General features: G+C 68.1%; 29 protein-coding genes. 26 read left to right on the forward strand and 3 right to left on the reverse strand.

Annotated elements, in window-relative coordinates; genetic code table 11:
• The first annotated feature begins 127 nt into the window (after nt 1-127).
• From tsaB to BGO82_RS17685, 4 genes are read left to right on the forward strand one after another with little or no spacing between them, the layout of a single operon-like run.
• Nucleotides 128-730, forward strand: coding sequence for a tRNA (adenosine(37)-N6)-threonylcarbamoyltransferase complex dimerization subunit type 1 TsaB (gene tsaB / locus BGO82_RS17670; RefSeq protein WP_291306943.1), 603 nt, complete (start codon nt 128-130; stop codon nt 728-730).
• Complete coding sequence (gene rimI / locus BGO82_RS17675) at nt 727-1,209, forward strand: ribosomal protein S18-alanine N-acetyltransferase (protein ID WP_291306944.1); 483 nt, start codon at nt 727-729, stop codon at nt 1,207-1,209. Before tsaB ends, rimI begins: the two co-directional genes overlap by 4 nt.
• 10 nt (nt 1,210-1,219) lie before the next feature.
• Nucleotides 1,220-1,660, forward strand: a complete 441-nt coding sequence (locus BGO82_RS17680; RefSeq protein WP_291307570.1) for a Fur family transcriptional regulator — start codon at nt 1,220-1,222, stop codon at nt 1,658-1,660.
• A gap of 10 nt (nt 1,661-1,670) precedes the next feature.
• Nucleotides 1,671-2,504: a lysophospholipid acyltransferase family protein gene (locus tag BGO82_RS17685; RefSeq protein ID WP_291306945.1), complete on the forward strand. Its 834-nt coding sequence runs from the start codon at nt 1,671-1,673 to the stop codon at nt 2,502-2,504.
• A 30-nt stretch (nt 2,505-2,534) separates the two neighbouring features.
• Here BGO82_RS17685 and BGO82_RS17690 read toward each other — a convergent pair whose 3' ends face one another.
• Nucleotides 2,535-2,909, reverse strand: coding sequence for a VOC family protein (locus BGO82_RS17690; RefSeq protein WP_291306946.1), 375 nt, complete (start codon nt 2,907-2,909; stop codon nt 2,535-2,537).
• 73 nt (nt 2,910-2,982) lie between these two features.
• Here BGO82_RS17690 and miaB point away from each other — a divergent pair, with 73 nt between their 5' ends.
• The 11 genes from miaB (at nt 2,983) to BGO82_RS17745 (ending at nt 12,423) form a co-directional block, all read left to right on the forward strand.
• Nucleotides 2,983-4,383, forward strand: a complete 1,401-nt coding sequence (gene miaB / locus BGO82_RS17695) for a tRNA (N6-isopentenyl adenosine(37)-C2)-methylthiotransferase MiaB (protein WP_291306947.1) — start codon at nt 2,983-2,985, stop codon at nt 4,381-4,383.
• 63 nt (nt 4,384-4,446) lie between these two features.
• Entirely contained in the window at nt 4,447-5,466 is a 1,020-nt protein-coding gene (locus tag BGO82_RS17700) for a PhoH family protein (protein ID WP_291306948.1), read from the forward strand.
• Between the two features lie 163 nt (nt 5,467-5,629).
• Nucleotides 5,630-6,022, forward strand: a complete 393-nt coding sequence (gene ybeY / locus BGO82_RS17705) for an rRNA maturation RNase YbeY (RefSeq protein ID WP_291307571.1) — start codon at nt 5,630-5,632, stop codon at nt 6,020-6,022.
• A gap of 3 nt (nt 6,023-6,025) precedes the next feature.
• On the forward strand, nt 6,026-7,069 hold the full coding sequence (locus BGO82_RS17710) for a hemolysin family protein (protein WP_291306949.1): 1,044 nt from the start codon (nt 6,026-6,028) through the stop codon (nt 7,067-7,069).
• An 81-nt stretch (nt 7,070-7,150) separates the two neighbouring features.
• Entirely contained in the window at nt 7,151-7,354 is a 204-nt protein-coding gene (locus BGO82_RS17715; protein WP_366246972.1) for a type II toxin-antitoxin system RelE/ParE family toxin, read from the forward strand.
• A complete protein-coding gene (locus tag BGO82_RS17720) occupies nt 7,347-7,715 on the forward strand; it encodes a helix-turn-helix transcriptional regulator (RefSeq protein ID WP_291306951.1) in 369 nt (122 codons plus the stop codon). The genes BGO82_RS17715 and BGO82_RS17720 overlap by 8 nt, the downstream gene beginning before the upstream one ends.
• A gap of 71 nt (nt 7,716-7,786) precedes the next feature.
• Nucleotides 7,787-9,400 (forward strand): apolipoprotein N-acyltransferase, encoded by a 1,614-nt coding sequence (gene lnt, locus BGO82_RS17725; RefSeq protein WP_291306952.1) that lies wholly within the window; start codon nt 7,787-7,789, stop codon nt 9,398-9,400.
• A 172-nt stretch (nt 9,401-9,572) separates the two neighbouring features.
• Nucleotides 9,573-10,832 (forward strand): methionine adenosyltransferase, encoded by a 1,260-nt coding sequence (gene metK, locus BGO82_RS17730; protein WP_291306953.1) that lies wholly within the window; start codon nt 9,573-9,575, stop codon nt 10,830-10,832.
• A 74-nt stretch (nt 10,833-10,906) separates the two neighbouring features.
• Nucleotides 10,907-11,146, forward strand: a complete 240-nt coding sequence (locus BGO82_RS17735; protein WP_291306954.1) for a DUF433 domain-containing protein — start codon at nt 10,907-10,909, stop codon at nt 11,144-11,146.
• A gap of 5 nt (nt 11,147-11,151) precedes the next feature.
• Entirely contained in the window at nt 11,152-11,865 is a 714-nt protein-coding gene (gene trmB, locus BGO82_RS17740) for a tRNA (guanosine(46)-N7)-methyltransferase TrmB (protein WP_291306955.1), read from the forward strand.
• Nucleotides 11,866-12,018: 153 nt separating this feature from the next.
• Entirely contained in the window at nt 12,019-12,423 is a 405-nt protein-coding gene (locus BGO82_RS17745; protein WP_291306956.1) for a helix-turn-helix domain-containing protein, read from the forward strand.
• A 60-nt stretch (nt 12,424-12,483) separates the two neighbouring features.
• On the opposite strand, the gene BGO82_RS17750 is transcribed toward BGO82_RS17745, so the two are convergent.
• Nucleotides 12,484-12,741: a hypothetical protein gene (locus BGO82_RS17750; RefSeq protein WP_291306957.1), complete on the reverse strand. Its 258-nt coding sequence runs from the start codon at nt 12,739-12,741 to the stop codon at nt 12,484-12,486.
• Between the two features lie 279 nt (nt 12,742-13,020).
• Here BGO82_RS17750 and BGO82_RS17755 point away from each other — a divergent pair, with 279 nt between their 5' ends.
• The 9 genes from BGO82_RS17755 to BGO82_RS17795 all read left to right on the forward strand — a co-directional run bounded on the left by BGO82_RS17755 (nt 13,021) and on the right by BGO82_RS17795 (nt 23,649).
• On the forward strand, nt 13,021-13,692 hold the full coding sequence (locus BGO82_RS17755; RefSeq protein WP_291306958.1) for a flavodoxin reductase: 672 nt from the start codon (nt 13,021-13,023) through the stop codon (nt 13,690-13,692).
• Nucleotides 13,693-13,863: 171 nt separating this feature from the next.
• Nucleotides 13,864-14,490 carry a ribosome maturation factor RimP gene (gene rimP / locus BGO82_RS17760; protein ID WP_291306959.1) on the forward strand — a complete coding sequence of 209 codons (627 nt, stop codon included), beginning with the start codon at nt 13,864-13,866 and terminating at the stop codon, nt 14,488-14,490.
• The gene (gene nusA, locus BGO82_RS17765; RefSeq protein WP_291306960.1) at nt 14,491-16,086 is read left to right on the forward strand and encodes a transcription termination factor NusA; all 1,596 of its coding nucleotides are present in this window, start codon (nt 14,491-14,493) and stop codon (nt 16,084-16,086) included.
• Between the two features lie 20 nt (nt 16,087-16,106).
• On the forward strand, nt 16,107-16,724 hold the full coding sequence (locus tag BGO82_RS17770) for an RNA-binding protein (RefSeq protein WP_291306961.1): 618 nt from the start codon (nt 16,107-16,109) through the stop codon (nt 16,722-16,724).
• Nucleotides 16,725-16,746: 22 nt separating this feature from the next.
• Nucleotides 16,747-19,512, forward strand: a complete 2,766-nt coding sequence (infB, locus tag BGO82_RS17775) for a translation initiation factor IF-2 (RefSeq protein ID WP_291306962.1) — start codon at nt 16,747-16,749, stop codon at nt 19,510-19,512.
• A gap of 263 nt (nt 19,513-19,775) precedes the next feature.
• A complete protein-coding gene (locus BGO82_RS17780; RefSeq protein WP_291306963.1) occupies nt 19,776-20,342 on the forward strand; it encodes a hypothetical protein in 567 nt (188 codons plus the stop codon).
• 9 nt (nt 20,343-20,351) lie between these two features.
• Nucleotides 20,352-20,774: a 30S ribosome-binding factor RbfA gene (gene rbfA, locus BGO82_RS17785; RefSeq protein WP_291306964.1), complete on the forward strand. Its 423-nt coding sequence runs from the start codon at nt 20,352-20,354 to the stop codon at nt 20,772-20,774.
• 129 nt (nt 20,775-20,903) lie between these two features.
• The gene (gene truB, locus BGO82_RS17790; RefSeq protein ID WP_291306965.1) at nt 20,904-21,794 is read left to right on the forward strand and encodes a tRNA pseudouridine(55) synthase TruB; all 891 of its coding nucleotides are present in this window, start codon (nt 20,904-20,906) and stop codon (nt 21,792-21,794) included.
• 142 nt (nt 21,795-21,936) lie between these two features.
• Nucleotides 21,937-23,649 (forward strand): sensor histidine kinase, encoded by a 1,713-nt coding sequence (locus tag BGO82_RS17795; protein WP_291306966.1) that lies wholly within the window; start codon nt 21,937-21,939, stop codon nt 23,647-23,649.
• A 104-nt stretch (nt 23,650-23,753) separates the two neighbouring features.
• Here BGO82_RS17795 and BGO82_RS21085 read toward each other — a convergent pair whose 3' ends face one another.
• Nucleotides 23,754-24,140, reverse strand: coding sequence for a hypothetical protein (locus tag BGO82_RS21085; protein ID WP_366246974.1), 387 nt, complete (start codon nt 24,138-24,140; stop codon nt 23,754-23,756).
• Between the two features lie 70 nt (nt 24,141-24,210).
• Here BGO82_RS21085 and BGO82_RS21090 point away from each other — a divergent pair, with 70 nt between their 5' ends.
• Complete coding sequence (locus BGO82_RS21090; protein WP_366246975.1) at nt 24,211-24,408, forward strand: hypothetical protein; 198 nt, start codon at nt 24,211-24,213, stop codon at nt 24,406-24,408.
• Between the two features lie 171 nt (nt 24,409-24,579).
• Nucleotides 24,580-24,849 carry a 30S ribosomal protein S15 gene (gene rpsO / locus BGO82_RS17805; protein WP_291306968.1) on the forward strand — a complete coding sequence of 90 codons (270 nt, stop codon included), beginning with the start codon at nt 24,580-24,582 and terminating at the stop codon, nt 24,847-24,849.
• Nucleotides 24,850-25,049: the final 200 nt, after the last annotated feature.

Consider the following 25,049-nt stretch of genomic DNA (forward strand, 5'->3'; position numbering starts at 1 on the left):
CCTCCCCTCGCCCCTCCGGGGAGAGGGTGGCCGCGAGGCGGCCGGGTGAGGGGCCGTCGCACCGTCTCTCGGTCCGCGGGCAGGGGCCGCGCTTGCCCCACGGCGTTGCCCGGCCTACATCAGCCGCATGGGCATGCTCCTCGCCATCGATACCGCCGCGCCGCGGCTGCAGCTTGCCCTGCTCGGCGCGGATGGCTCGCTTGAGACGCTGGTCGAGGACATGGCGACGGGGCAGGCCGAGCGGCTGTTCCCGGCGCTTGCCGAGCTGCTCGAGCGCGCGCACGCCGGCTACGCCGATCTGACCCGCATCGCCGTCACCACCGGCCCCGGCTCCTTCACCGGCCTCAGGATCGGGCTCAGCGCGGCGCGAGGGCTGGGCCTGGCGCTGGATATCCCGGTGCTCGGCATTCCCTCGCTGCTGGCGCTGTCGCTGGCCGCCGCCGGCCCCGCCGCCGTGCTGCTCGATGCGCGGCGGAACGAGGCCTATGTGCAGAGCTTTGCCGGCCCCGGCCGCCCCCTCGATCCGCCGGCGCTGCTGCCGATGGACGCGGCGCGGGCACGCCTGCCGCACGGCGCCGAGCTGCACACCACGCCCTTCGTCGACATCGGCGCGCTGGCCCGCTTCGCCATGACCGCCGATCCGGCGCTCTATCCGCCCGAGGCCAGCTACATCCGCGACGCCGACGCCAGGCCGCAGGAGAAATTCCGCGTCGCACGGGTGCCGGCATGATGCTGCGCAGCTGGATGGCGCCGATGGGGCTCCACATCGAGCCGGCGACGCCGCGCGACGCCGACGCGGTGGCAAAGCTGCATGCCGCGAGCTTCTATCGCGGCTGGCCGCGCCAGGACATCGAGGCCTACATCATCGACCCCGACACGCCCACGCTGGTCGCCTGCGACGCCAAGCGTCGCGTCGTCGGCTTCGCCATGCTGCGCATCCTCGGCGACGACGTCGAGCTGATGACCATCGCGGTCGAGCCCAAATACCGCGGCAAGGGCCTCGGCCGGGCGCTGATGCAGGCCTGCTTCGAGGATTTGCGCATGACGCCCGTCCGGCGCATGATCCTCGAAGTCGCCGCCGACAACCCGTCGGCGATCCGGCTCTACCAGAAGCTCGGCTTCACCAAGCTCTCCGAGCGCCAGGGCTATTACGCCCGCCCCGACGGCCGGCCGGCCACCGCGCTGGTCATGGCCCGTAACCTGGAGTAGCGCGTTGTCGATGCTGAAGCCCGGCCACAGCGAGACCCTCGAGGAGCAATGCGTCAAGCAGGGCATGCGCATGACCGAGCAGCGCCGCGTCATCGCCCAGGTCATCGAGGCGGCCATCGACCATCCCGACGTCGAGGAGCTGTATCGCCGCGCCGCCGCGCAGGATCCGCGCATTTCGCTGTCCACCGTCTACCGCACCCTCAATCTGTTCGAGGAAGCCGGCCTCGTCACCAAGCACGATTTCAAGGATGGCCGCGCCCGCTTCGAGCCGATCCCCGACGAGCACCACGACCATCTGATCGATATCCGCTCCGGCAAGGTCATCGAATTCCGCAACGAGGAGATCGAGGCCATCCAGGAGGTGATCGCCAAGCGGCTCGGCTATCGCCTCGTCGACCACCGCCTCGAGCTCTACGCCGTGCCGCTCAAGTCCGACCCCGGCAAGCCCTGACCGTCACACCATGATCTTCAGAACGCTGTTCTTCATCTTCGTCTTCGTGCCGTTCATGCTGGTCGGCATCCCGGTGCAGTTCGTCATCACCCGGCTCGGCCTGTTCTCGCCGTTCCTCACCATGCTGTTCCACCGCATCGGCTGCATCTTCTGCGGGCTGCGCGTCAAGGTCATCGGCGAGCCGCTGCACAACCGGCCGACGCTGCTGCTCTCCAACCACATCAGCTGGACCGACATCGTCGCCATCGGCTCGGTGGCCGACGTCACCTTCGTTGCCAAGACCGGGGTGCGCGACACCTTCTTCGTCGGCTTCATGGCGTCGCTGCAGCGCACCCTCTATGTCGATTACAACCGCCGCGCCGACACCCGCCGCACCAGCGCCGAAATGGGCCAGCGCCTCGCCAGGAACGGCGCCGTGCTGCTGTTCGCCGAAGGCCATCGCGACCTCGGCGACCACGTGCAGCCGTTCCGCTCGGCGCTGGTCGGCGCGGCGCAGGCGGCCATGGTCGAAGGCGGCGCCAAGGACGTCGCCATCCAGCCCGTCGCCATCGCCTACACGCATCTGCAGGGCCTGCCGGTGTCGCGCAACGAGCGCAGCGGCATTTCCGGCATGAACGCCCGCGGCTTCAAGGCGGTGGTCGCCGGCATCCTCGGCTCGGGCATGAAGGACATCACCATCGCCTTCGGCGCGCCCATCCCGATGTCGGCCGCAACCGACCGCAAGCAGATCACCAAGCTCGCCGAGGACCAGGTGCGCCGCATGCTGGTGGCCCTCAACCGCCACGAGGACATCGCCAGGGTGATGGCGGCGCCGCCGGTCGTGGTGCAGCCCGCGAACGCCTAGCCTGTCGGGTGAGGGGGCCGTTTCGCGCCCTCACGCATCCACGATGCAGAACGGATTGCCCTCGGGATCGCGCAGCGTGGTGTAGCCGGCCTCGCGGCGCCAGACCGTGGCGCCGAGGGCCAGCAGCCGCCGGACCTCCGCTTCGCGGTCGGGCGCGCTCAAATCGAGATGCATGCGGTTGCGGAACGGCCGCGGTCCATGCCGCAGATGAAAGCACAGCGTCGGCCCCGGCCCGTCGACCATCACCACCGGGTCGGTCTCGGGCGTCCGGCCCTCTGCCGCGAGCCGCGCGATTTCGGCCGCATCATAGGCCCGCACCGCATAGCCCTCGGCCGCCTGCGCCCAGAACCGGGCGAGTTGCGCCGGATGGTCGGCATCGACCACGATGTCCTTGAGCTTCGCCACCGCTCGCCTCCTCTTGCCGGGTCCCTGCGGGCCGGGATGACACCCGCCGGGTGAGGGTGTATTCACCCCCGCCATGACCGAAGCCAGCGAAATCCGCCCCAAGAAGCTGTTCATCAAGACCTATGGGTGCCAGATGAACGTCTATGACAGCGACCGCATGGCCGACGCCTTGGCGCCGCACGGCTACGAGCCGACGCCGGTCATCGACGATGCCGACCTCGTCGTGCTCAACACCTGCCACATCCGCGAAAAGGCCTCCGAGAAGGTGTTTTCCGAGCTCGGGCGGCTGGCCGAGCTGCGGCGCGAGGGGCGCGATTTCATGATCGGCGTCGCCGGCTGCGTGGCGCAGGCCGAGGGCGAGGAGATCGCCCGCCGCTCGAAGGCCGTCGACATGGTGTTCGGGCCGCAATCCTACCACCGCCTGCCCGAGCTCGTGGCCCGCGTCGGCCGCGGCGAAAAGGTGGTCGAGACCGAATTTCCCCCCGAGGACAAGTTCGAGCATCTGCCGGCCGCGAGCCCCAGGGTGATCCGCAGCCGCGGCCTCACCGCCTTCCTCACCGTGCAGGAGGGCTGCGACAAATTCTGTTCCTTCTGCGTCGTCCCCTACACGCGCGGCGCCGAGCAGAGCCGCCCGCTCGAGCAGGTGCTGGCCGAAGCCCGCACCCTGGTCGCGGCCGGCGTGCGCGAGCTCACTTTGCTCGGCCAGAACGTCAACGCCTGGCACGGCCTCGACGCGCATGGCCGCAGCGTCGGCCTCGGCGAGCTCTGCGCCCGCCTCGGCGAGCTCGAAGGCCTCGCCCGCATCCGCTACACCACGTCCCACCCGCTCGACATGACCGACGAGCTGATCGCGGCGCATCGCGACAATTTCAAGCTCATGCCGTATCTGCATTTGCCGGTGCAGTCGGGCTCCGACCGCATCCTCAAGGCGATGAACCGTCGCCATACGCGCGCCGACTACCTGGCGGTCATCGACCGCATCAAGGCGGCGCGCCCCGACATGGCGCTGTCGGGCGATTTCATCGTCGGCTTCCCCGGCGAGACCGAGGCCGATTTCGCCGAGACCCTGTCGCTGGTGCACGAGGTCGGCTACGCCTCCGCCTTCACCTTCAAATACTCGATCCGCCCCGGCACTCCGGGCGCCGACATGGACGACCAGGTGCCCGAGCCCGTAAAGGCCGAGCGCCTCGCCCGCCTCAATGCGCTGGTGACGCGCCAGATGCGCGATTTCGCCAGGTCCTGCGTCGGCCGCACCCTCGACGTGCTGCTCGACAAGCCCGGCCGCCTGCCGGGCCAGCTCGGCGGCCGCTCGCCCTACCTGCAGGCGGTGCACCTCGAAGCGCCCGAGCACCTGCTCGGCACGGTGCAGCAGGTGCTGATCGTGGGTGCCGGAAATAACTCAATTGAAGGCAAGATTGTCACACACGCGGAACCCAAAGGTGCTAGCGTGATTGAGTCCCAGGCTTTCGCCTGACCGCCGTCTCCGCACCCGGTCAGGCCGATTTGCGGCTGTCGCCGCGGAAAGAGAAAACCGAGTTTGAACAGGCATTTGTCCGCAACGCCCGACAACGCCCTCTCCTCGCAGCTTGAACTGGCCTTCGAAGACAATCGGCTCGCCGCCCAGCTCTACGGCGATTTCGACCAGAACCTCGCCCTCATCGAACAGCGCCTCAAGGTCACCGCCACGCCGCGCGGCAACCATCTGATGCTCAAGGGCAGCGCCAGCGGCGTCGACCAGGCCCGCCGCGTGCTGGAATCGCTCTACGGCATGCTGGAGGAGGGTCGCGCCCTCGACATCGCCAATGTCGACACCATGATCCGCATGATCGAAACCGAGGACAGTCAGCTCAGCCTGCCGACGCTCGAAAAGAAGGGGCGCGTGCGCATGGCGCAGATCGCCACGCGCAAGGCCACCATCGTCGCCCGCACCCCGGCGCAGGACGCCTATATGCGCGCCATGGAGCGCGCCGAGCTGGTGTTCGGCATCGGCCCCGCCGGCACCGGCAAGACCTATCTCGCGGTGGCGCACGCCGCGACCCTGCTCGAGCGCGGCGACATCAACCGCATCATCCTCAGCCGCCCCGCGGTCGAGGCCGGCGAGCGCCTCGGCTTCCTGCCCGGCGACATGAAGGAAAAGGTCGACCCCTACCTGCGTCCGCTCTACGACGCGCTCTACGACATGATGCGCCCCGAGCACGTGGAACGCTGTATTACTTCGGGGGTCATCGAAGTCGCCCCGCTCGCCTTCATGCGCGGCCGCACCCTCGCCAACGCCGTGGTCATCCTCGACGAGGCGCAGAACACCACCTCGATGCAGATGAAGATGTTCCTCACCCGCCTGGGCGAGAACTCCAAGATGGTGGTCACCGGCGATCCCAGCCAGGTCGACCTGCCGCGCGGCGAAAAATCCGGCCTCATCGAGGCGGTGCACCTGCTCGACGGCATCGAGGGCGTCCACGTCTCGCGCTTCAACGACAAGGACGTGGTGCGGCACGCTCTGGTCGGCCGCATCGTGCGCGCCTACGACCAGGCCAGCGCGACCAAGCCGAACGCATGATCCTGGCGCTGGACGGGCTCCCCTCCCCAGCCCTCCCCCGCAAGGGGGGAGGGAGCCCTGACTGCACGCCTGGCGCCTGATCGTGCCCGCCCCGCTCAGCATCGACATCTCCCGCAACAGCGAGGGCTGGCCGGACGCCTTCGACGCCCGCGCCGACCAGGCGGTGCGCGCCGCGCTGGCGCAGTCGAAAGCCAGAATCGCCGGGCCCGCGGAGCTCTCCATCGTCCTCACCGACGATGCCGAGCAGCGCGTGCTCAACCGCGACTGGCGCGGCATCGACAAATCCACCAACGTGCTGAGTTTCCCGCAGATCGAGCCCTTCGCGCCGGTCTCCGGGCTGCTCGGCGACATCATCCTCGCCCGCGAAACGCTGGAGCGCGAGGCTGCCGAGCAGGGGGTCAGCGTCGAGGACCATTTCACCCATCTGGTGGTGCATGGCTTTTTGCACCTGCTGGGCTATGATCACATGGATGATGACGAGGCCCTTGCCATGGAAGGCCTCGAAACCCAGATTCTGGCTTCCCTGGGGGTGGCGGACCCCTATGCCGACGATTGAACGATGAGCGATAGCACCACTGCCTCCCGGCCTGTTGCGGCCGAAAGTTCCACCGAACCTCCGTCGACCACCGCCCCCGCGCCGGCGCGGGGGCATTCGCTGTGGGCGCGGCTCAAGAGCCGGTTTTCGCTGCGCCCCGCCTCGCTGCGCGACGACCTCGAAGACGCGCTCGAATCCGAAGCTTCGGGCGAGACCGCCGATTTCTCGCTGCCCGAGCGCACCATCCTGCAGAATGTGCTGCAGCTCTCCGACAAGCATGTCGAGGACGTGATGGTGCCGCGCGCCGATATCGAGGCCATCGATATCGAGTGCTCGCTGGGCGACATGATCGCCCGCTTCCGCAAGGTCGGCCATTCGCGCATCCCGGTCTATGCCGACAATATCGACAACATCACCGGCTTCATCCACGTCAAGGATGCGCTCAGGCGCATCACCGCCGAAATCACCGACCCCGACAAGAAGCCGGAAATGCCGATCCGCCTGGTGTCGCCGGCGCTCAAATCCAAGCTGGGCAAGCTCGACATCGCGCGCCAGGTGCTGTTCGTGCCGCCGCTGATGCCGGTGGGCGACCTCTTACAGCAGATGCAGTTGAAGCGCGTGCACATGGCCATCGTCATCGACGAATATGGCGGCACCGACGGCGTCGTCACCATCGAGGATCTGCTCGAGGCCGTGGTCGGCGAGATCGAGGACGAGCACGACACCGAAGACGGCCCGCTGATCCGCAAGATCAATTCCAACATCTTCATCGCCGCCGCCCGCGCCGAGATCGGCGAGGTCGAGGGCGTCATCGGCCCCGATTTCGATCCGGGCGAGCATGGCGACGAGGTCGACACCATCGGCGGCCTGGTGTTCGCGCTGGCCGGCCACGTGCCGGTCAAGGGCGAGGTGATCGGCGGCATCAAGAATTTCGAATTCGAGGTGATGCAGGCCGACAGCCGCCAGGTCCGCCGCGTCAAGATCAAGCGCCTGAAGCAGCGCAAGCCCCCCGCCGCCCCGGGCAAGGCAGCAAAGCCCGATGCTTCGCTCTCAGCTAATAACTCTTGAGCTTTTGGATCGCTTTCTGCTAACTTTGTGCCTGTGAGGCAGATCAGCTACACAAGGGCGGCTCGCAACGCTTTGGTTAGGATGCCGGCCAACGATGCGGCACGGGTCCGGCAGAAGGTCGAGCAATACGCCCGCGATCCGGCCAGTCTTGCGAACAACGTCAAGGCGTTGCAGGGCGAGCCTTATATTCGCCTCAGGGTCGGTGATTGGCGCGTCGTCATGGATGATCGAGGCGCCGTGCTCGACGTCGTGCGGATCGGTCCGAGAGGAAGCATCTATGGGTAGCCACGCGCAAAAGATCATCACCCCCGGCGGAGAGACGCTGATCCTCGTTCCTCTGGCCGAATATGAAGCACTGATCGATGCCCTCGATATTGCCGAGGCCCGGCGCATTCAGGCGGAGATTGCAGCGGGCAAAGAAGAACTCATCCCCGCCGAGACAGTTTATCGGTTCCTCGATGGCGAGAACTCCATTCGCGTGTGGCGTGAATATCGGGGCCTGAGCGCTACGGAGCTGGCAGCACGTGCCAAGATCAGTGCCGCCTATCTCTCCGAGCTCGAAAGCGGCAAGAAGAAGGGTGGGGTTGAAACTTTGCGCAAAATTGCCGCGGTGTTGAACCTGACGCTCGACGATCTCGTCCCCTGACCTCGCCCTTGACCGCGCGCCGCGCTGCGGCGACGGTCCGGCGTGCTGATCCCGCCTCCTGATTCGTCGCCATGACCCGGCTGGCTGAGTGGGCCATGCTCTCGCATGGCTGGCGGCGCTTCCTCATGCTGCTCGTCGCCGGCGCCGTGGCCGGGCTGTCGGTGCCGCCGCTCTACGTGTTGCCGGCGCTGTTCGTCACCATGCCGTTCTGGGTCTGGGCCCTCGACGGCGCCGAGCGTCGCACCGGCCTCGGCCGCCTGTTCGGCCCGGCCTTCGCCATCGGCTTTGCCTTCGGCTGGGGCTATTTCATCGTCGCCTTCCACTGGCTGGGCGCCGCCTTCCTGCTCGAGGGCGGGCTCTACCTCATTCCCATGCCGTTCGCGATCCTCGCCCTCGCGGCGCTGATCGCGCTGTTCTGGGGGCTGGCCTCGGCGCTGGCCCATCTCTGCTGGAGCCACGGCGCTTGGCGCATCGTCACGCTCGCCGCCTTCCTCGCCGCGGCGGAATACGCGCGTGGAACGCTGTTCTCGGGTTTTCCGTTTGACCTGCTCGGCTATGCGCTCACCGCCAACACGGAGATGATGCAGCTGGCCTCGCTGGTCGGCGTCTACGGGCTGACCCTGCTTGCCGCGCTCCTCGCCATGACCCCGGCGCTGATCTGGCCCGCCGACGGCCGCGGCCTTGCCACGCGGCTGGTGCCGTTCTTTCTCGCCATCGCCGTGCTCGCTGCGCAGATCGGCTATGGCGGCTACCGCCTGCGCAGCACCGCCATTGCCGAGCGCACCGACATGAAGGTGCGCATGGTGCAGCCAGTGGTCACCGAGCATTCCGACTGGGCCGCCGCCAATCCGCCGCAGATCGTCGGCCGGCTGATCGATCTGAGCTCGGCCAGGACCGGCCCGAACGATCCCGGCCTTGCCGACAAGACCCAGCTCATCTGGCCGGAATCGGTGTTCCCCTTCTTCATGAGCCAGTATCCCGAAGGCCTCGCGCGCATCGCCCGCATGCTGCCCGACACCACCATGCTGCTCACCGGCGCTCCGCGCGAGCCCGAGGCGGTGGGGGCCGATCCGAACGCGCCCAACCCCGGCTACAATTCGCTGCTCGCCATCAACACCGATGGCGAGATCGTCGCCAGCTACGACAAGTCGCACCTCGTGCCGTTCGGCGAATATCTGCCCTTCGCCGACTTCTGGAAGCTGTTCGGCATCCGCCAGTTCGTGCCCGGCACCAATGGCTGGGCCCCCGGCGACGGCCGGCGGCTGATGAGCCCGCCCGGCATGCCGGCCTTCATCGCGCTGATCTGCTACGAGGCGATCTTTTCGGGCGATCTCGGCGCCGATCCGCAGAAGGCCGAGTTCCTGCTCAACATTTCCAACGACGAATGGTTCGACGGCTCCATCGGCCCGGCCCAGCACGCCCGCCACGCGCTGCTGCGCGCCATCGAGACCGGCCTGCCGATGCTGCGCGTCACCAATTCCGGCATCACCTTCGCCGCCGATCCGCTCGGCCGCATCACCGATCAATTGCCGCCCGGCGAGCCCGGCATCCTCGATGTCGTGCCGCGCCAGAAACTGCCCGAGACCATGTTCGACCGCTTCGGCAACTGGCCCTTCCTCGCCGCCGTGCTGCTGGGCATCCTCGCCGGCCTCGTCACCCGCACCCGCCGGCCACGCCGGATCTGACCGACGGGTCCGGCTCGGCTCCCGCGCCCCCGCATGGATTTTCCGCCACATGGCGCCGGGACATATCAAGCTTTCTTTATATCCCCATTGACCGCACCCCGCCGCGGTGACAGAAGACCAGCCGAACCACGCGATTTTTCGCGTTTTTGGCCATCTTTTCGGGGTTTCAGCCTTGCGGTCTTCTTATCTCTTCACCTCCGAATCCGTCTCCGAGGGTCATCCGGACAAGGTCTGCGATCGCATCTCCGACGAGATCGTCGACCTCGTCTTCAAGGAGGCCAAGAAGACCGGCATGGACCCCAGCCAGGTCCGCATCGCCTGCGAGACGCTGGCCACCACCAACCGCGTGATCATCGCCGGCGAGGTGCGCGTGCCCGAAACGCTGCTCAAGAAGGGCAAGGACGGCAAGGTGCTGCACGACGCCTCGGGCGCTCCGATCGTCAATCCGGCCAAGTTCAAGTCGACGGCGCGCAAGGCCATCAAGGCCATCGGCTACGAGCAGGACGGCTTCCACTGGAAGAAGGCGCGCATCGACGTGCTGCTGCACGGCCAGTCGGCCGACATCGCCCAGGGCGTCGACGAAAAGGGCAACAAGGATGTCGGCGCCGGCGACCAGGGCATCATGTTCGGCTATGCCAGCCGCGAGACCCCGGAGCTGCTGCCGGCCCCCATCTACTACGCCCACAAGATCCTCGAAGTGCTCGCCGAGGCCCGCAAGGCCGGCGAGGGCAATGCCAAAAAGCTCGGTCCCGACGCCAAGTCGCAGGTCACGGTGAAGTACGAGAACGGCCAGCCGGTCGGCGTCACCCAGATCGTGGTCTCGACCCAGCACGTCGATGCCTCGCTGAGCTCGGACGACGTGCGCCGGATCATCGAGCCCTATGTGCGCCAGGCCCTGCCCGAAGGCTGGATCGGCAAGGACACCGTCTGGCACGTCAACCCCACCGGTAAATTCGTGGTCGGCGGTCCCGACGGCGATGCCGGCTTGACCGGCCGCAAGATCATCGTCGACACCTATGGCGGCGCTGCCCCGCATGGCGGCGGCGCCTTTTCGGGCAAGGACCCCACCAAGGTCGACCGCTCGGCCGCCTATGCCGCCCGCTATCTCGCCAAGAACGTCGTCGCTGCCGGCCTCGCCGACCGCGCCACCATCCAGCTCAGCTACGCCATCGGCGTCGCCAAGCCGCTGTCGATCTATGTCGACCTGCACGGCACCGGCAAGGTCGAGGAGGACAAGCTCGAGGCGGTGCTTGGCAACGTCTTCGACCTCTCGCCGCGCGGCATCCGCAACCATCTGCAGCTCAACAAGCCGATCTACGCCAAGACCTCGGCCTACGGCCATTTCGGCCGCAAGCCCGGCCGCGACGGCAGCTTCAGCTGGGAAAAGACCGACCTCGTCCCCGCGCTCAAGGCGGCGGTGAAGGCGGCGTGAACACGCTCTCTTAGCGGCCGCGTCCGACTTGCAACCTTCTGCGCGCGGCCATATGTCGGGCGCAGGAGGCTGGAATGAATGAGATCGATCTGGGTGATCGTATCGCCGCCGCCGAGGGTGTGTGTGGCGGCCGCGCTCGCATCCGCGGTACGCGCATCCGGGTTTGCGATATTCTGGCGGCCTTGGGCGCGGGGGATACGATCGATGAACTCGTGGCCGACTTTCCATACTTGTCCCGTGAGGACATTTCCGCCGCGCTCAACTATGCCGCCCAATGCATGGAAACCCCTGTAGTCGCCAGAGCAGCGGACTAGGCCGCGTGACCACCAATCCCCACCATCCCCTCACCGTCGCCGGCGAGCCGCGGGCGTTCTTCGGCCGCCGCTCCGGCAAGCGCCTGCACAAGGGGCAGGACCGGCTGTTTCGCGAGAAGCTGCCGGCGATCGAAATCGAGCTGCCCCAGGGCGGGCTCGATCCTGGAGCGCTGTTCCACACGGCACCGCGGCGGGTCGAGCTCGAGATCGGCTATGGCGGCGGCGAGCATCTGGCGCGGCTGGCGGCGGCACATCCCGACACCGGCTTCATCGGCTGCGAGGTGTTTTCGGGCGGCATCGCCAAGCTGCTCGAAGCCGTCGACGTGGCCGGCCTCGACAACGTCCGGCTGTTCACCGACGACGCGCTGAAGCTCCTGCTCGAGCTGCCGGATGCGAGCCTCGATGCCGCCTACCTGCTCTATCCCGATCCCTGGCCGAAGACGCGCCATCACAAGCGCCGCTTCGTCTCGCCCACGACGCTGGGCGAGCTGGCCCGCGTGCTGAAGCCCGGCGCCGTCTTCCGCTTTGCCACCGACATCGAGGACTATGCCGACTGGACGCTGGCCCACATCCTGCGCGCCCCGGCCTTCCGCTTCGCGCCGGCGCGGCCCGGCCAATGGCACGAGCCCTATCCCGGCTGGCAGCCGACGCGCTACGAGGAGAAGGCCCGCGCCGCAGGCCGCTCCGTCTCGTTCTATTTCGAATTCATCCGCCGCTAGGGCGCCGGCGAATCGGCGATCTGCGGCCGGTCGAGCGGATTTATCTCGCATCGCGCCGATCGCCGCCTCTGGACATCCGGCCTGCCGCTTCCAACATGAGCCGTCGCGAGGGAAACCCGCGTGGCGAGGGGCCGCGCCTGCCGGAGTCTATACATGGGGCCCAACCGCCAGCCGCTCGACGGCGCCATTCTCGAAGACCTGCTCACCGCCCGCCACAGCAAGTGGAACCTCACGGTGGTGCTGCATCTGCGGCGCGACACCAAGCGCTTCTCCGAGCTGCAGCGCGAGATCGGCAGCATTTCGCAGAAGGCGCTGACCGCCAGCCTCAGGGCGCTCGAGCGCGACGGCTTCATCTCGCGCACCAGCTACGCCACCATTCCGCCGCGCGTCGACTACGCGCTGACCGCGCTCGGGGCCGAGGCCCTCAAAGTGTTCGAGGCGTTCGAGGCCTTTGCCGCCACGCACTGGCAGAGCGTCGTCGAGGCGCGCCGCCTGTTCGATGCCCGCTCCACCGGGCCGCTGCCGGCCTTTGCCGCCCAGTCCGGCCCCGGCGCCTGACGCCGGACGCAAAAGAGCCGGCAGGATGGTCCGCCGGCTCCTTTGTGTAGTCCCGTCGGCTCAGCGCTTCAGCAGCCGCAGCGAGTCCTTGTCGAACAGCTCGAACAGGGTGTGCCCGTTCGGGCCGACCACTGTCGCCTGGAAGGTGTCGCCGGTGACTTCGTTGACCGCGATCGCGTTCACTCCGTCATAGCGCAGCTGCTGCAGGTAGTAGGCGCCGTCGAACTCGGGCGAGCCATCGTTCGCGAGGGCCGGCGCGGCCGCGCCCAGCGCGACGGCGGCAGTGAGGGCGAGGGCGGAAAGCTTGGTGATGGTCATTTTGGTGTCCCTTTCTGAAAATGCTTGGACCAGCCTCAGATGCGTGCCCCGCCCGGCCGCGCCAAGCCCGCATAGCTGCCCTGCACGCTCTTGAAATAGCTGAATGAATAGAGAGTGTTACGGGGAAGGGAGCGAGGTGCCGCGCGGCACCTCACGTGCCGCGAAGCGCCTCGGTTTCCATTGCGAAACCATCGGCGGTCCAGGCGGAAATGCCGCTGTTTCGCCGCGGCCGCCGGGATGATTTCGCGCTAGGGTGTGTTGCATCTCCGGAGGCCCCGCATGGAACACAGCGTCGAGATTCTCGGCATCGAGGACGTCACCCACAATGTCCGCAGCTACCGGCTGCAGCGCCCGGCCGGTTACGGCTTCACGCCCGGCCAGGCGACGGAGATGTCGCTGGACGAGGACGGCTGGCGCGACAACAAGCACCCCTTCACCTTCACCGCGCTCACCGACGACCCTGAGCTCGAATTCACCATCAAGAGCTATTTCGACACCGGCGGCGCCGGCGTCACCGAGCGCCTCTACGGCTACCGGCCGGGCCAGCGGCTGCTCATCCGCGACGTCTGGGGCACCATCACCTACAAGGGGCCGGGCGTGTTCATCGCCGGCGGCGCGGGGGTGACGCCGTTCATCGCCATCCTGCGCGATTTGCATCACCGCCGGCAGCTCGACGGCCACACCCTCATCGTCTCCAACCGCACCGAGGCCGACATCATCCTGCGCGAGGAATTCGAGGCCATGCGCGGCCTCGACATCGTCTGGACCGTCACCGACGATCCGCAATCGAGCCTGCCGCACGAGCGGATCGACGCCAAATTCCTCAAATCCCGCATCAGGGACTTCGCCCAGAATTTCTACCTCTGCGGCCCCGACCCCATGGTCAAGCAGTTGCGCGGCACCCTCAAGGACCTCGGCGCCGACGTCGAAAACGTGACGTGGGAGAAGTAGCGCAGTCGCGGGGGAGGAGACCACACACGGCGTGGTGGAGGCCCCACCCTTGCGCCAGCCCGCCTCCGGCGCTATATAGCTCCCAACATCGATGCTCTCTTTGGAGAGTGGGTGCCCTGACCGGCCCCCGCTCTTTTTGCATTAGACGCTGTTTTTGCACTAAGGGGCCAATTGGCTTTCGACCTGACTGAGAAACGCTACATCCGCGAGACCGGGCTCGAGCAGCGCATCGCGCGCATCGTCGAGCCGGTCGCCAACGATCTGGGCTATGCGCTGGTCCGCGTGAAGGTCACGCAGGAGAACGGCTGCACGCTGCAGATCATGGCCGAGGACGCCGATGGCCGCTTCACCATCGCCGATTGCGAGCGGCTGAGCAAAGACCTGTCGCCGGTGCTCGACGTCGAGGATCCGATCGACCGCGAATATCACCTCGAGGTCAGCTCGCCCGGCATCGACCGGCCGCTGGTGCGCGCCCGCGACTACCGGACCTATCTCGGCCACGAAGCCAAGATCGAGCTGGCCGACGCGCTCGAGGGCCGCAAGCGCTTCCGCGGCATCATTTCGGCGGTGGGCGACGACACCGTCACCATCCACCTGCCCGATGCACCCAGGGACACCGACCCCGACCACGTGCTGCCGCTGGGCGCCATCGCCGAGGCCAAGCTGCTGATGACCGACAAGCTCCTGCACATGGCGGAAGCCGATCAGGAAGCGAACCCGATCGATGCCGGCGACGACGTCGAGACGATAGAAGTCGATTCTACAGACAATACCGAACTCTCCCAGGAGGTTGAATAAATGGCCGTTAGTGCGAACCGGCTTGAACTGCTGCAGATTGCCGATGCGGTGGCGCGGGAAAAGTCGATCGACCGCATGATCGTCATCGCCTCCATGCAGGACGCCATCGAGAAGGCGGCCAAGACGCGCTACGGCGCCGAGACCGAGATCCGCGCCGAGATCAATCCCAAGACCGGCGAATTGCGCCTGTGGCGCCTGCTCGAAGTGGTCGAGGCGGTCGAGGATCCGAGCAAGCAGATTTCGCTCGGCGACGCGCAGGGCCGCAACGCCGCCGCCAAGCTCGGCGATTTCGTCACCGAGCCGCTGCCGCCCATCGAATTCGGCCGCATCGCCGCGCAATCGGCCAAGCAGGTCATCGTGCAGAAGGTGCGCGACGCCGAGCGCGAGCGCATGTACGACGAGTACATCAATCGCGTCGGCGAGATCGTCAACGGCACCGTCAAGCGCGTCGAATACGGCAACGTCATCGTCGATCTCGGCCGCGGCGAGGCCATCATCCGCCGCGACGAGCTGATCCCGCGCGAAATGTACCGCTATGGCGACCGCGTCCGCGCCTACATCTACGACGTGCGCCGCGAGCAGCGCGGCCCGCAGATCTTCCTGAGCCGCACCCATCCGCAGTTCATGGCCAAGCTGTTCATGCAGGAAGTGCCCGAGATCTACGACGGCATCATCACCATCCGCTCCATTGCCCGTGACCCCGGCAGCCGCGCCAAGATCGCGGTGACCAGCAACGATTCGTCCATCGATCCGGTCGGCGCCTGCGTCGGCATGCGCGGCAGCCGCGTGCAGGCGGTGGTCGGCGAATTGCAGGGCGAAAAGATCGACATCATCCCCTGGACCGAGAACATCGCCGACCTCGTGGTTTCGGCGCTGCAGCCGGCCGATGTCGCCAAGGTGGTGCTCGACGAGCAGGCCGAAAAGATCGAAGTCGTGGTGCCCGACGAGCAGCTCTCGCTCGCCATCGGCCGCCGCGGCCAGAACGTCCGCCTCGCCAGCCAGCTCATCGGCTGGGACATCGACATCCTGACCGAGCAGGAAGAAAGCGAGCGCCGGCAGAAGGAATTCACCGAGCGGTCGGCTTTGTTCATGCAGGCCCTTGATGTCGACGAGATGGTGGCCCAGCTCTTGGCGTCCGAAGGCTTCTCCTCGGTCGAGCAGCTCGCCTATATCGACGTCGGCGAGATCGCCTCGATCCAGGGCTTCGACGAGGAAACGGCGGCGGAAATCCAGAACCGCGCCACCGAATATCTCGCCGAGATCGAGCGCCAGAACGACGAGGAGCGCATCGCGCTCGGCGTCGACGACGCGCTCTACGACATTCCCGGCCTCAATGCCGCCATGCTCGTGGCCCTCGGCAAGGACGGCATCAAGACCGTCGAGGATTTTGCCGGCAACGCCGCCGACGACCTCGTCGGCTGGACCGAGCGCAAGGACGGCGAGGTGAAGCGCTTCGACGGCACCTTCAAGGACTTCCCGGTGTCGCGCGAGGAGGCCGAGGACATGATCCTCAATGCCCGCCTCAAGGCCGGCTGGATCACCGAGGCCGACCTGGCCCCGCCGGCCGAAGAGCTCGAGGAAGGAGCGCCCGCGTAAATGCGGGCGACCACCGCCCGGTGCCCGGCAAGGACGAGATCGAACGGCGCTGCGCGCTCACCCATGCGGTGAAGCCGGCGGCGGAGCTCATCCGCTTCGTCGTCGGTCCGGACGATGTGCTGGTGCCCGATACCGACGCCAGGGCCGAGGGCCGCGGCGTCTGGATCAGCCTGGGCGAAAAGGCCGTGGCCGAGGCGGTGCGCAGGAAGGCCTTCGCCAGGAGCCTCAAGGGCGCCGTCGCGGTGCCCGAGGATTTGCCGGCGCTCACCCGCCGCCGGCTGGAGCAGCGTTTCGTGTCGGCGCTGCAGATGGCGCGCAAGGCCGGCCAGCTGCTGACCGGCGCCACCAAGGTGAAGGCGGCGCTCGAAACCGGCGAGGCGATCGCGCTGCTGACCGCCACCGACGCCGCCGAGGATGGCCGCAGGAAGCTCCTGGCGACCCTCACCGCCGCCGACAGGGCCGCGGCGGAGCAGGGGTTTGACCGCCCCCGGCGGCCGCATTTCGAATTGCTCGATTCCGCGCAATTGGGTTTGGCGCTCGGGATCGAAAATGTGATACATGCTGCGCCGACCCAAGGGGCAGCAGGTGAAGCAGCGGTGAAACGGGCCGAGAAATTGGCACGTTACATCGCCAACTGACCTTTGAAAGAGACGAGTTTTTATGGCTGACAGCGACGACAAGACGCAAGACGGTGCCCACAAGAAGACCCTGACGCTCAAGGGCGGTCCGGCGGTCGGCGCACGTCCCGGCCTGTCGCGCTCGGGACGTCCGACCGTCGTCGTCGAGCGCAAGACCCGGGTGGTGCCGCACGGCAATGCCGGGGCTCCGGCGCGTCCGAGCGGCAACGCCGCGGCGACGCCGCGCCCGGCTGCGGGCGGCGCTCCGGCGCGCGATGGCGGCCGTCCGCCGCTGCGCGCTCCGTCCGCCGTGCCGCGCTCGCCGGGCCTGTCCACCGCCGAGTCCGAAGCCCGCGTCCGGGCGCTGCGCGAGGCCGGTGCCCGCCAGGCCGAGGACGATCGCCGCGCCGCCGAGGCCGAGGCCCGCCGCGCCGAGGAGGATGCCCGCCGCCGCGAGCTGCGCGAGGCTGCCGCCCGCGCCGAGGCCGAGCGCGCCGCCGAGGCCGCCGCTGCCGAAGCCGCCACGCTCGAGGCCGAGCGCCCGGCGCCGCAGGCCACCGCCGAGGAGCGTTCGGCGCCCGCGCCGCGCAGCACCGGCGGCTACGAGGCCCGCCGTCCGGCCGCCCCCGGCGCCGACCGCCGTCCGGGTAGCCCCTCCACCGACCGCCGCCCCGGCGGCCCGGGTGCCGACCGTCGTCCCGGCGCGCCCGGCGCCGATCGCCGTCCGGCCGGCCCCGCCGGCGCGCGCCCCGGCTTCGGCCGTGGTCCGGCGCCGATCCCCAACGTGCCCGCGCCGCCCTCGGAAGCCGATGGCCGCCGCACCCGCACCGTGGCGCCCGTCGGCGGCCGGCCGATGGAAACCGAGAACCGCCGCGCCGGCGCCACGCCCGAGCGGCCGACCCGCCGCGCCGGCGAGGATGCCTTCGGCCGCAGCCGGCTGACGCTCTCCAGCGCCACCACCGAATCCGACCGTGACCGCGGGCCCTCGCTCGCCGCCATGCGCCGCCGCCGCGACAAGAAGATGGGCCGCAACGTCCAGGCTGCGCCCAAGCTCAGCCGCGAGGTGACCATCCCCGAAGTCATCACCGTGCAGGAGCTCGCCAACCGCATGGCCGAGCGCTCGGTGGACGTCATCAAGCTGCTGATGGCCCAGGGCCAGATGCTCAAGATCAACGACGTCATCGACGCCGACACCGCCGAGCTGATCGCCACCGAGCTCGGCCACACCGTCAAGCGCGTCTCCGAATCCGACGTCGAGGCGGGTCTGTTCGACATCCCCGCCGACGACAAGGCCGAGGATCTGACCGAGCGCGCCCCGGTGGTCACCATCATGGGCCACGTCGACCACGGCAAGACCTCGCTGCTCGACGCCATCCGCGAGACCAACGTCGTGTCCGGCGAAGCCGGCGGCATCACCCAGCACATCGGCGCCTACCAGGTCGAGGTGAACGGGCAGAAGATCACCTTCCTCGACACCCCCGGCCACGAAGCGTTCACCGCCATGCGTGCCCGCGGCGCCCAGGCCACCGACATCGCCGTGCTGGTGGTGGCGGCCGACGACGGCGTCATGCCGCAGACCATCGAATCCATCAAGCACGCCAAGGCGGCGGGCGTCCCGATCATCGTCGCCATCAACAAGATGGACAAGCCTTCGGCCAATCCGCTGCGCGTCCGCACCGAGCTGCTGCAATACGACGTGCAGGTGGAATCGATGGGCGGCGAGACGCTCGACGTCGAAGTGTCGGCGGTCAAGAAGACCGGCCTCGACAAGCTGCTCGAAACCATCCTGCTGCAGGCCGAGGTGCTGGAGCTGCAGGTGCCGCGCGACGGTCGCGCCGAAGGCCTCGTCATCGAGGCCAAGCTCGATCGCGGCCGCGGCGCCGTGGCCACCGTGCTGGTGCAGCGCGGCACCCTCCGGGTCGGCGACATCGTCGTCGCTGGAACGGAGTTCGCCCGCGTCCGCGCGCTCATCGACGACAAGGGCCAGCAGGTCAGGGACGCCGGCCCCTCGACCCCCGTCGAGGTGCTCGGCTTCACCGGCGTGCCCTCGGCCGGCGACCGCTTCTCGGTGGTCGAGACCGAGGCGCGGGCCCGCGAGGTCACCGACTACCGCCAGCGCCAGCTGCGCGAGAAATCGGCCACCGGCGGCGCCACCAGCCTCGAGCAGATGATGAACCAGCTCAAGGCCGCCGGCGTCGCCAAATTCCCGCTGATCATCAAGGGCGACGTGCAGGGCTCGGTCGAGGCGATCGTCGCCTCGCTCAACAAGCTGAGCACCGAAGAAGTCTCGGCGCAGATCCTGCTCTCTGCCGTCGGCGGCATCACCGAATCCGACGTCACGCTGGCCGAGGCGTCGAACGCCATCATCATCGGCTTCAACGTCCGCGCCAACAAGCAGGCCAACGATCTCGCCACCCGCGGCGGCATCGAGATCCGCTACTACAACATCATCTACGACCTCGTGGATGACGTGCGGAACGCCATGTCGGGCCTGTTGAAGCCCGAGCGCCGCGAGACCTTCATCGGCTACGCCTCGATCAAGGAAGTCTTCCAGATCACCAAGGTCGGCAAGGTCGCCGGCTGCCAGGTCACCGAGGGCATCGTCGAACGCGGCGCCGGCGTCCGCCTGCTGCGCGACAACGTCGTGATCCACGAAGGCAAGCTCAAGACGCTCAAGCGCTTCAAGGACGAGGTCAAGGAAGTCCCCGCCGGCCAGGAATGCGGCATGGCCTTCGAGAACTACGAAGACATCCGCCCCGGCGACGTCATCGAATGCTTCCGCGTCGAACAGGTCACGCGCTCGCTGTAAGCCAGCGGTTGGCCGCACGACAGGGCATGGCAAAAGGGCGCGGCGTGATCCGCGCCCTTCGCATTTTGCAGTCGGCGCTCCTCTCCCGCTCGCGGGGGAGGGGGGACCACGCGATAGCGTGGTGGAGGGGGCGGCCCCATGCTCGGTGCTAGTGGCCGCCCCCTTCCGTCACGCTGCGCGTGCCACCTTCCCTCGCAAGCGGGAAAAGGGTCGCGACTGCACCATCGTCGCCGATAGTCACGCCGCCGTGCTACACTTCCCCCATGCCCGACGAGCCGCTGCATATCGCGACCTTCACCCTCACCCGCGCCGACTCGCTGGCCTATGAGCAGGCGGCCGGCCGGCTGAGTCCGCTCGGGGTGATCGCGCTCATCTGCTGGCTCGGCCTCTGCGGCGCGGCGGCGCTGCTCGTCCCCGACGACTGGGCCGGCCCGCGCCTCTCGATGACCTCGTCGCTGCTCGTCCTCGTCGCCGTCGCGGTCGGCTACGTCGTGGCGCTGCTGCTCATCGCGCTGCGCCAATGGTGGCGCGCCCGCCGCCGCTTCCGCCGCCCCAGCGAAGTGACCGTCAGCGACTGGCCCGACCGGCTCGACCTCGTCGGCACCGGCAAGCTCGATGCCGTACGCTTCGCCGACGTGCGCCGCTCCATCCTCACCCGCACCCACCTCTTCCTCGAAACCGACGAGGACGTGATCATCCTGCCGCGCCGCGCCTTCCCCGAGGAGGGCACCATCGAGGACATGGCCGCCCGCATCGAGGGCCGGCCCGCGGCGCCGGCGGCGGTCGCAGCGACGCCGCCCCCCGTTGACCCCGGCCCGCCAAGCGCCTAGGTCGGGGCGATGAAACACGACCGCCACAAATCCACCGGCCCGAGCCAGCGCATGCTGCGCGTCGGCGAGCTGGTGCGCCACGCGCTGGCCGGCCTGTTCGCCCGCGGCGAAATCGAGGACCCCGAGCTCGCCGGCGCCGTCATCACCGTGCCCGAAGTGCGCATGTCGCCCGACCTCAAGCTCGCCAGCGCCTACGTCATGCCGCTCGGCGGCGAGCGCGCGGCCGAGATCGTCGCCGCCCTCAACCGCCACCAGCGCTTCATCCGCGGCCGTGTCGCCCCCGAGATCGACCTCAAATACGCCCCCGAAATCCGCTTCTTCGTCGACCAGACCTTCGAGGAATTCGGCAAGATCGACGCTTTGCTCAAATCCGACCGCGTGCAGCGCGACCTCAATCACCACGACGATGACGACAACGCGTCAAAGGGCTAGCAGTCAGGCCCCCTCCCCCCCTGCGGGGGAGGGTTGGGGAGGGGGGCAGCGCGCTCCGGCCGTGCATATGGCCCCCGCCCCCGGCCCCTTCCCGCAAGGGGGAGGGGGGCGCTGCCCCACGGCCGGCGCATGACCAAGGCAGGCAAGCGTCCCATCTCCGGCTGGATCCTCCTCGACAAGCCCTACGGCATGACCTCCACCCAGGCGGTCGGCAAGCTGCGCTGGCTGTACGCCGCCGAAAAGGCTGGCCACGCCGGCACGCTCGATCCGCTGGCCACCGGCCTGTTGCCCATCGCCCTGGGCGAGGCGACCAAGACCGTGCCCTACGTGCAGGCGGGCGGCAAACGCTATCGCTTCGATCTGGAATGGGGTTCCGAAACCACCACCGACGATGCCGAGGGCGAGGTGGTGGCCACTGCCGATCTGCGTCCCGCCGAGGACGCGGTGCGCGCCGCGCTGCCCGCCTTCATCGGCACCATCCTGCAGCGCCCGCCGGCCTTCTCCGCCATCAGGGTCGCTGGCGAGCGCGCCTACGATCTGGCGCGCGCCGGCGCCGCGGTCGAGCTCGAGGCCCGCCCGGTGACCGTCACCGCCCTGACGCTGCTCGACCATGGGCCCGACCGCTCGCGCTTCGAGATGGCGTGCGAGAAGGGCACCTATGTCCGCTCGCTCGCGCGCGACCTGGCGCGGGCGCTCGGCACCCGCGGCCACGTCGTCATGCTGCGCCGCACCGCCGTCGGCGGCTTTGCCGAAGCCGACATGGTCGAGCTCGCCGCCATCGAGGCCGCCCCGGACCGCGACGCCCTGCTCAGGCCCACCGCCATCGCGCTGCGGCACGTGCCCGAATTGCGCATGAGCCCCGACGAGGCGGCGCTGCTGCGTCATGGCGGCCAGGTGCTGCTGCGCGGCGCCAATGCCCCCATCGCGCTCGACGAGGCCTGGGCCAGTTGCAACGGCACGGTGGTGGCGGTCGGCGCCGTGGTCGCCGGCCATTTCCGCCCGGCGCGCGTGCTGCGCTAGGGCGCCTGCGCACAATTTCATCGCCCGGCGGAACCAATGGCCGGCCTCGCGCATACTAGGTCGCGGGGGCGAATGCGGCCAGAATCGACGCGTCGGCTTGCCTCGACTATGGTTCCTGCCTGCGTTCGGAGTCGCATCTTTCGTGGCCACAGTCCCGCCCAGTCCCGCCGACCCGGCTCGCAAGGCCGCGGCTCTGAGCCGGCCGCGCTCGATTGCGGTCTATCTGTTCGTGCTGGCGCTGGTGGCGCTGGTCCCCGCCTTCGCCTTTTCCGCCATCCTGCTGCAGCGCAACAACGAGGCGCAGGAGCGCGTGGTCGAAACCCTGATCACCGGGTCCACCCGCTCGATCAGCCAGGCCGCCGATCGCGAGATCAACGCCAACATCTCGACCCTCAAGGTGCTCGCCACCACCGACACCTTGCAGGCCGGCGAATACGAGGCTTTCTACGACCAGGTGAAGGCCGCCCTCGCCGGCACCAGCACCTATGTCTACGTGCTCGACAAGGCCCTCGACGTCGTCGTCTCGACCCGCAGCGCGCATGGCGCCCCACCCGTCCGCAGCTCCGACCCGGTGAGCGCCCGGAAGGCGCTCGACAGCAAGGACCCCGTGGTCTCCGGCCTCGTCATCGGCAGCATTTCGCGCATCCCCGTGGTCAACGTCATGCTGCCCGTCTTCACCGGCCGCGACGCGCCGCTCGTCCTCGGCATCTCGCGCGACGCCAGCTCGCTCGAAACCTCGCTGCTCTCCGACAAGCTGCCCACCGGCTGGAAGGTGGCCATGCTCGACGACAAGGGCACCATCATCGCCTCCTCCGAAGGGCCCGGCGACAGCGGGCGGCCCTTCACCCTCGCCAGCGTCGCCGACCTCCACACCACCGCCGGGCTCATCACCATCCGCTCCGACAATCTCACCTACCGCGCCGCCATCCGGCAGTCGCCGCTGACCGGCTGGACGCTGATCGCCTGGGCCCCCGCCGCGGTGATCTCGCAGCCGCTGATGGATGCGGTGTGGTCGCTGGCGGTCGGCGGCCTGCTGCTTGCCGCCATCGTGGTGCTGGTGGTGTACTGGGTGACGCTGCAGATCGGCCGCTCGGTGCGCGGCCTCGAAAGCGACGCCAAGCGCATGGGCGCCGGCCAGCCGGTGCTGGCGCGCGATTATCCCATTTCCGAGATCGCCACCGTCTCCTCGGCGCTCGAAGAGGCGAGCCGCCGCCGCCAGCAGGCCGAGGTCGAGGTGCGCTTCCTGATGCGCGAGCTGGCGCACCGCAGCAAGAACCAGATGACGGTGATCGCCGCCATGGCCAAGCAGACCGCCCGCGGCGCCGAATCCGTGCCCGAATTCGTGCAGAGCTTCGAGCGCCGCATCTTCGGGCTGGCCCGCTCCACCGATCTGCTGCTCGCCAACGGCGTGGTCGGCGTCGATCTGCGCGAGCTGCTGACCGGCCAGCTCGATCCGTTCCGCCCCGAGGACGAAAGCCGCATGACGCTCGAGGGCCCGCCGGTCCGCCTCAACATCCAGGCGGCGCAGATCCTCGGCATGGCCGCGCACGAGCTCGCCACCAACGCCGTCAAATACGGCGCCTTCCAGAAGGATGGCGGCAGCCTTGCGGTGGTCTGGTCGCGCACCGCCGAAACCCTCGATCTCGACTGGCGCGAGCACGTCCGGGTGTTCACTCCCCCCAGCGAACGCCGCGGCTTCGGCACCACCGTGCTCGAAAACATGGTCGGCCGTTCCCTCGGCGCCACCGTCGAGCGCACCATCCACGACGACGGCCTCGAATGGCGCTTCGCCATCCCCCTCACCGCCATCGACCCCGCCAAAGGCCCCGAAGACGCCGAAAAGCCTGGCGCTTGAAGCGTGCCCCGGCGCTTTGATTGACGCTTGGGGCAAACAGTCTTACATGACATGCACTGATATCCGGCCCCGTTCATTCGTCCTTGATGGAAAGCACGAAAGTGCTACGAGTGGACGGGGTCAGTTTTTTTGAGCATTTGATGAAGCCGAGTTACGCCATTCTTGTTGATGGCGGGTTCATGCGGGTTCGCCTGCAGGTCAAGAACAGGCATTTCCCGACCGTCGCGGAAGTTTCGGCCGAAATCGACCGGATAAAGTCTATTGCCGAACTGCAGGAGCACGAACTGCTTCGCGTCTATTATTATGACGCCCCGCCCGCGATCGGCACCCTGACCAACCCGATCGACCAGACCCGGCTCGACCTGTCGCAACACCCGCAATATGCGCAGAATTTCGGGCTGCAGCAGGCCTTGGAGATGCTGCCGGACTTTGCGCTCCGCTCCGGCGAAATGTCGGTGGATGGCTGGGCGTTGGGGAGCGCCGCGCTTCACAATCTCACCGCCGGTGGCCCGCGCGTGATTACCGCAAGGGACCTCGTGCCCAACATCAGCCCAGAAGGGCGTGGATCTGCGCATTGGCCTCGACATCGCAAGGTTGTCGCTCCGCCAACTGGTCCGCGTCCTCGTCGTGGTCACCGGCGACAGCGACATGATCCCGGCCTTCAAGTTCGCACGGCGCGAAGGGGTGCGCGTCTATCTTGACCACATGGGACACGGCGTTAAACGCGATCTGAAAGCGCACACCGACCTTGTCCTCTAGGCGGATCACCGCCATCGCGCGGACGCCTTGCAGGAAAAACGCTGGCATTCGTGCCACATTTCCCCTATATGCGCGCCCAATCCGTGGTTTCGGCCCGGATTTTCGTGGCCCGCCCTGGACGACATCCCGGGGCTGGGTGTCCCAAATCCTCCGTTTTGAAAGGATCACCCGATGTCGATCACGGCCGAGCGCAAGACCGCGCTCATCACCGAATATGCCACCAAGAAGGGCGACACCGGTTCGCCCGAGGTCCAGGTTGCGATCCTCAGCGAGCGCATCAACAACCTCACCGAGCATTTCAAGACCCACGGCAAGGATCACCATTCGCGCCGCGGCCTGCTCAAGCTGGTGCAGACCCGCCGCAGCCTGCTCGACTACGTCAAGCGCGTCGACGAGCCGCGGTACAAGAAACTGATCGAAAGCCTCGGCATCCGCCGCTGATTTCGATCCGGCGTGGGGAGCTGCGGCTCCCCTTGTCACATCTGGCGCCGCCCTGGTGGCGCCGGACCAAGCGTAGGCTGATGCAACCATGCGGAGCATGGCGAGATCATCGGCGGCTCAGGGCTGTTGCGGCCACCCGGCGACCACCCGCAAACTGAACCGCTCATCGTCTTGTCCATGTTCCGCCCCCCTCCGACAAA

This window comes from Devosia sp. 67-54, assembly GCF_001899075.1.
Classification (GTDB): Bacteria; Pseudomonadota; Alphaproteobacteria; order Rhizobiales; family Devosiaceae; genus Devosia_A.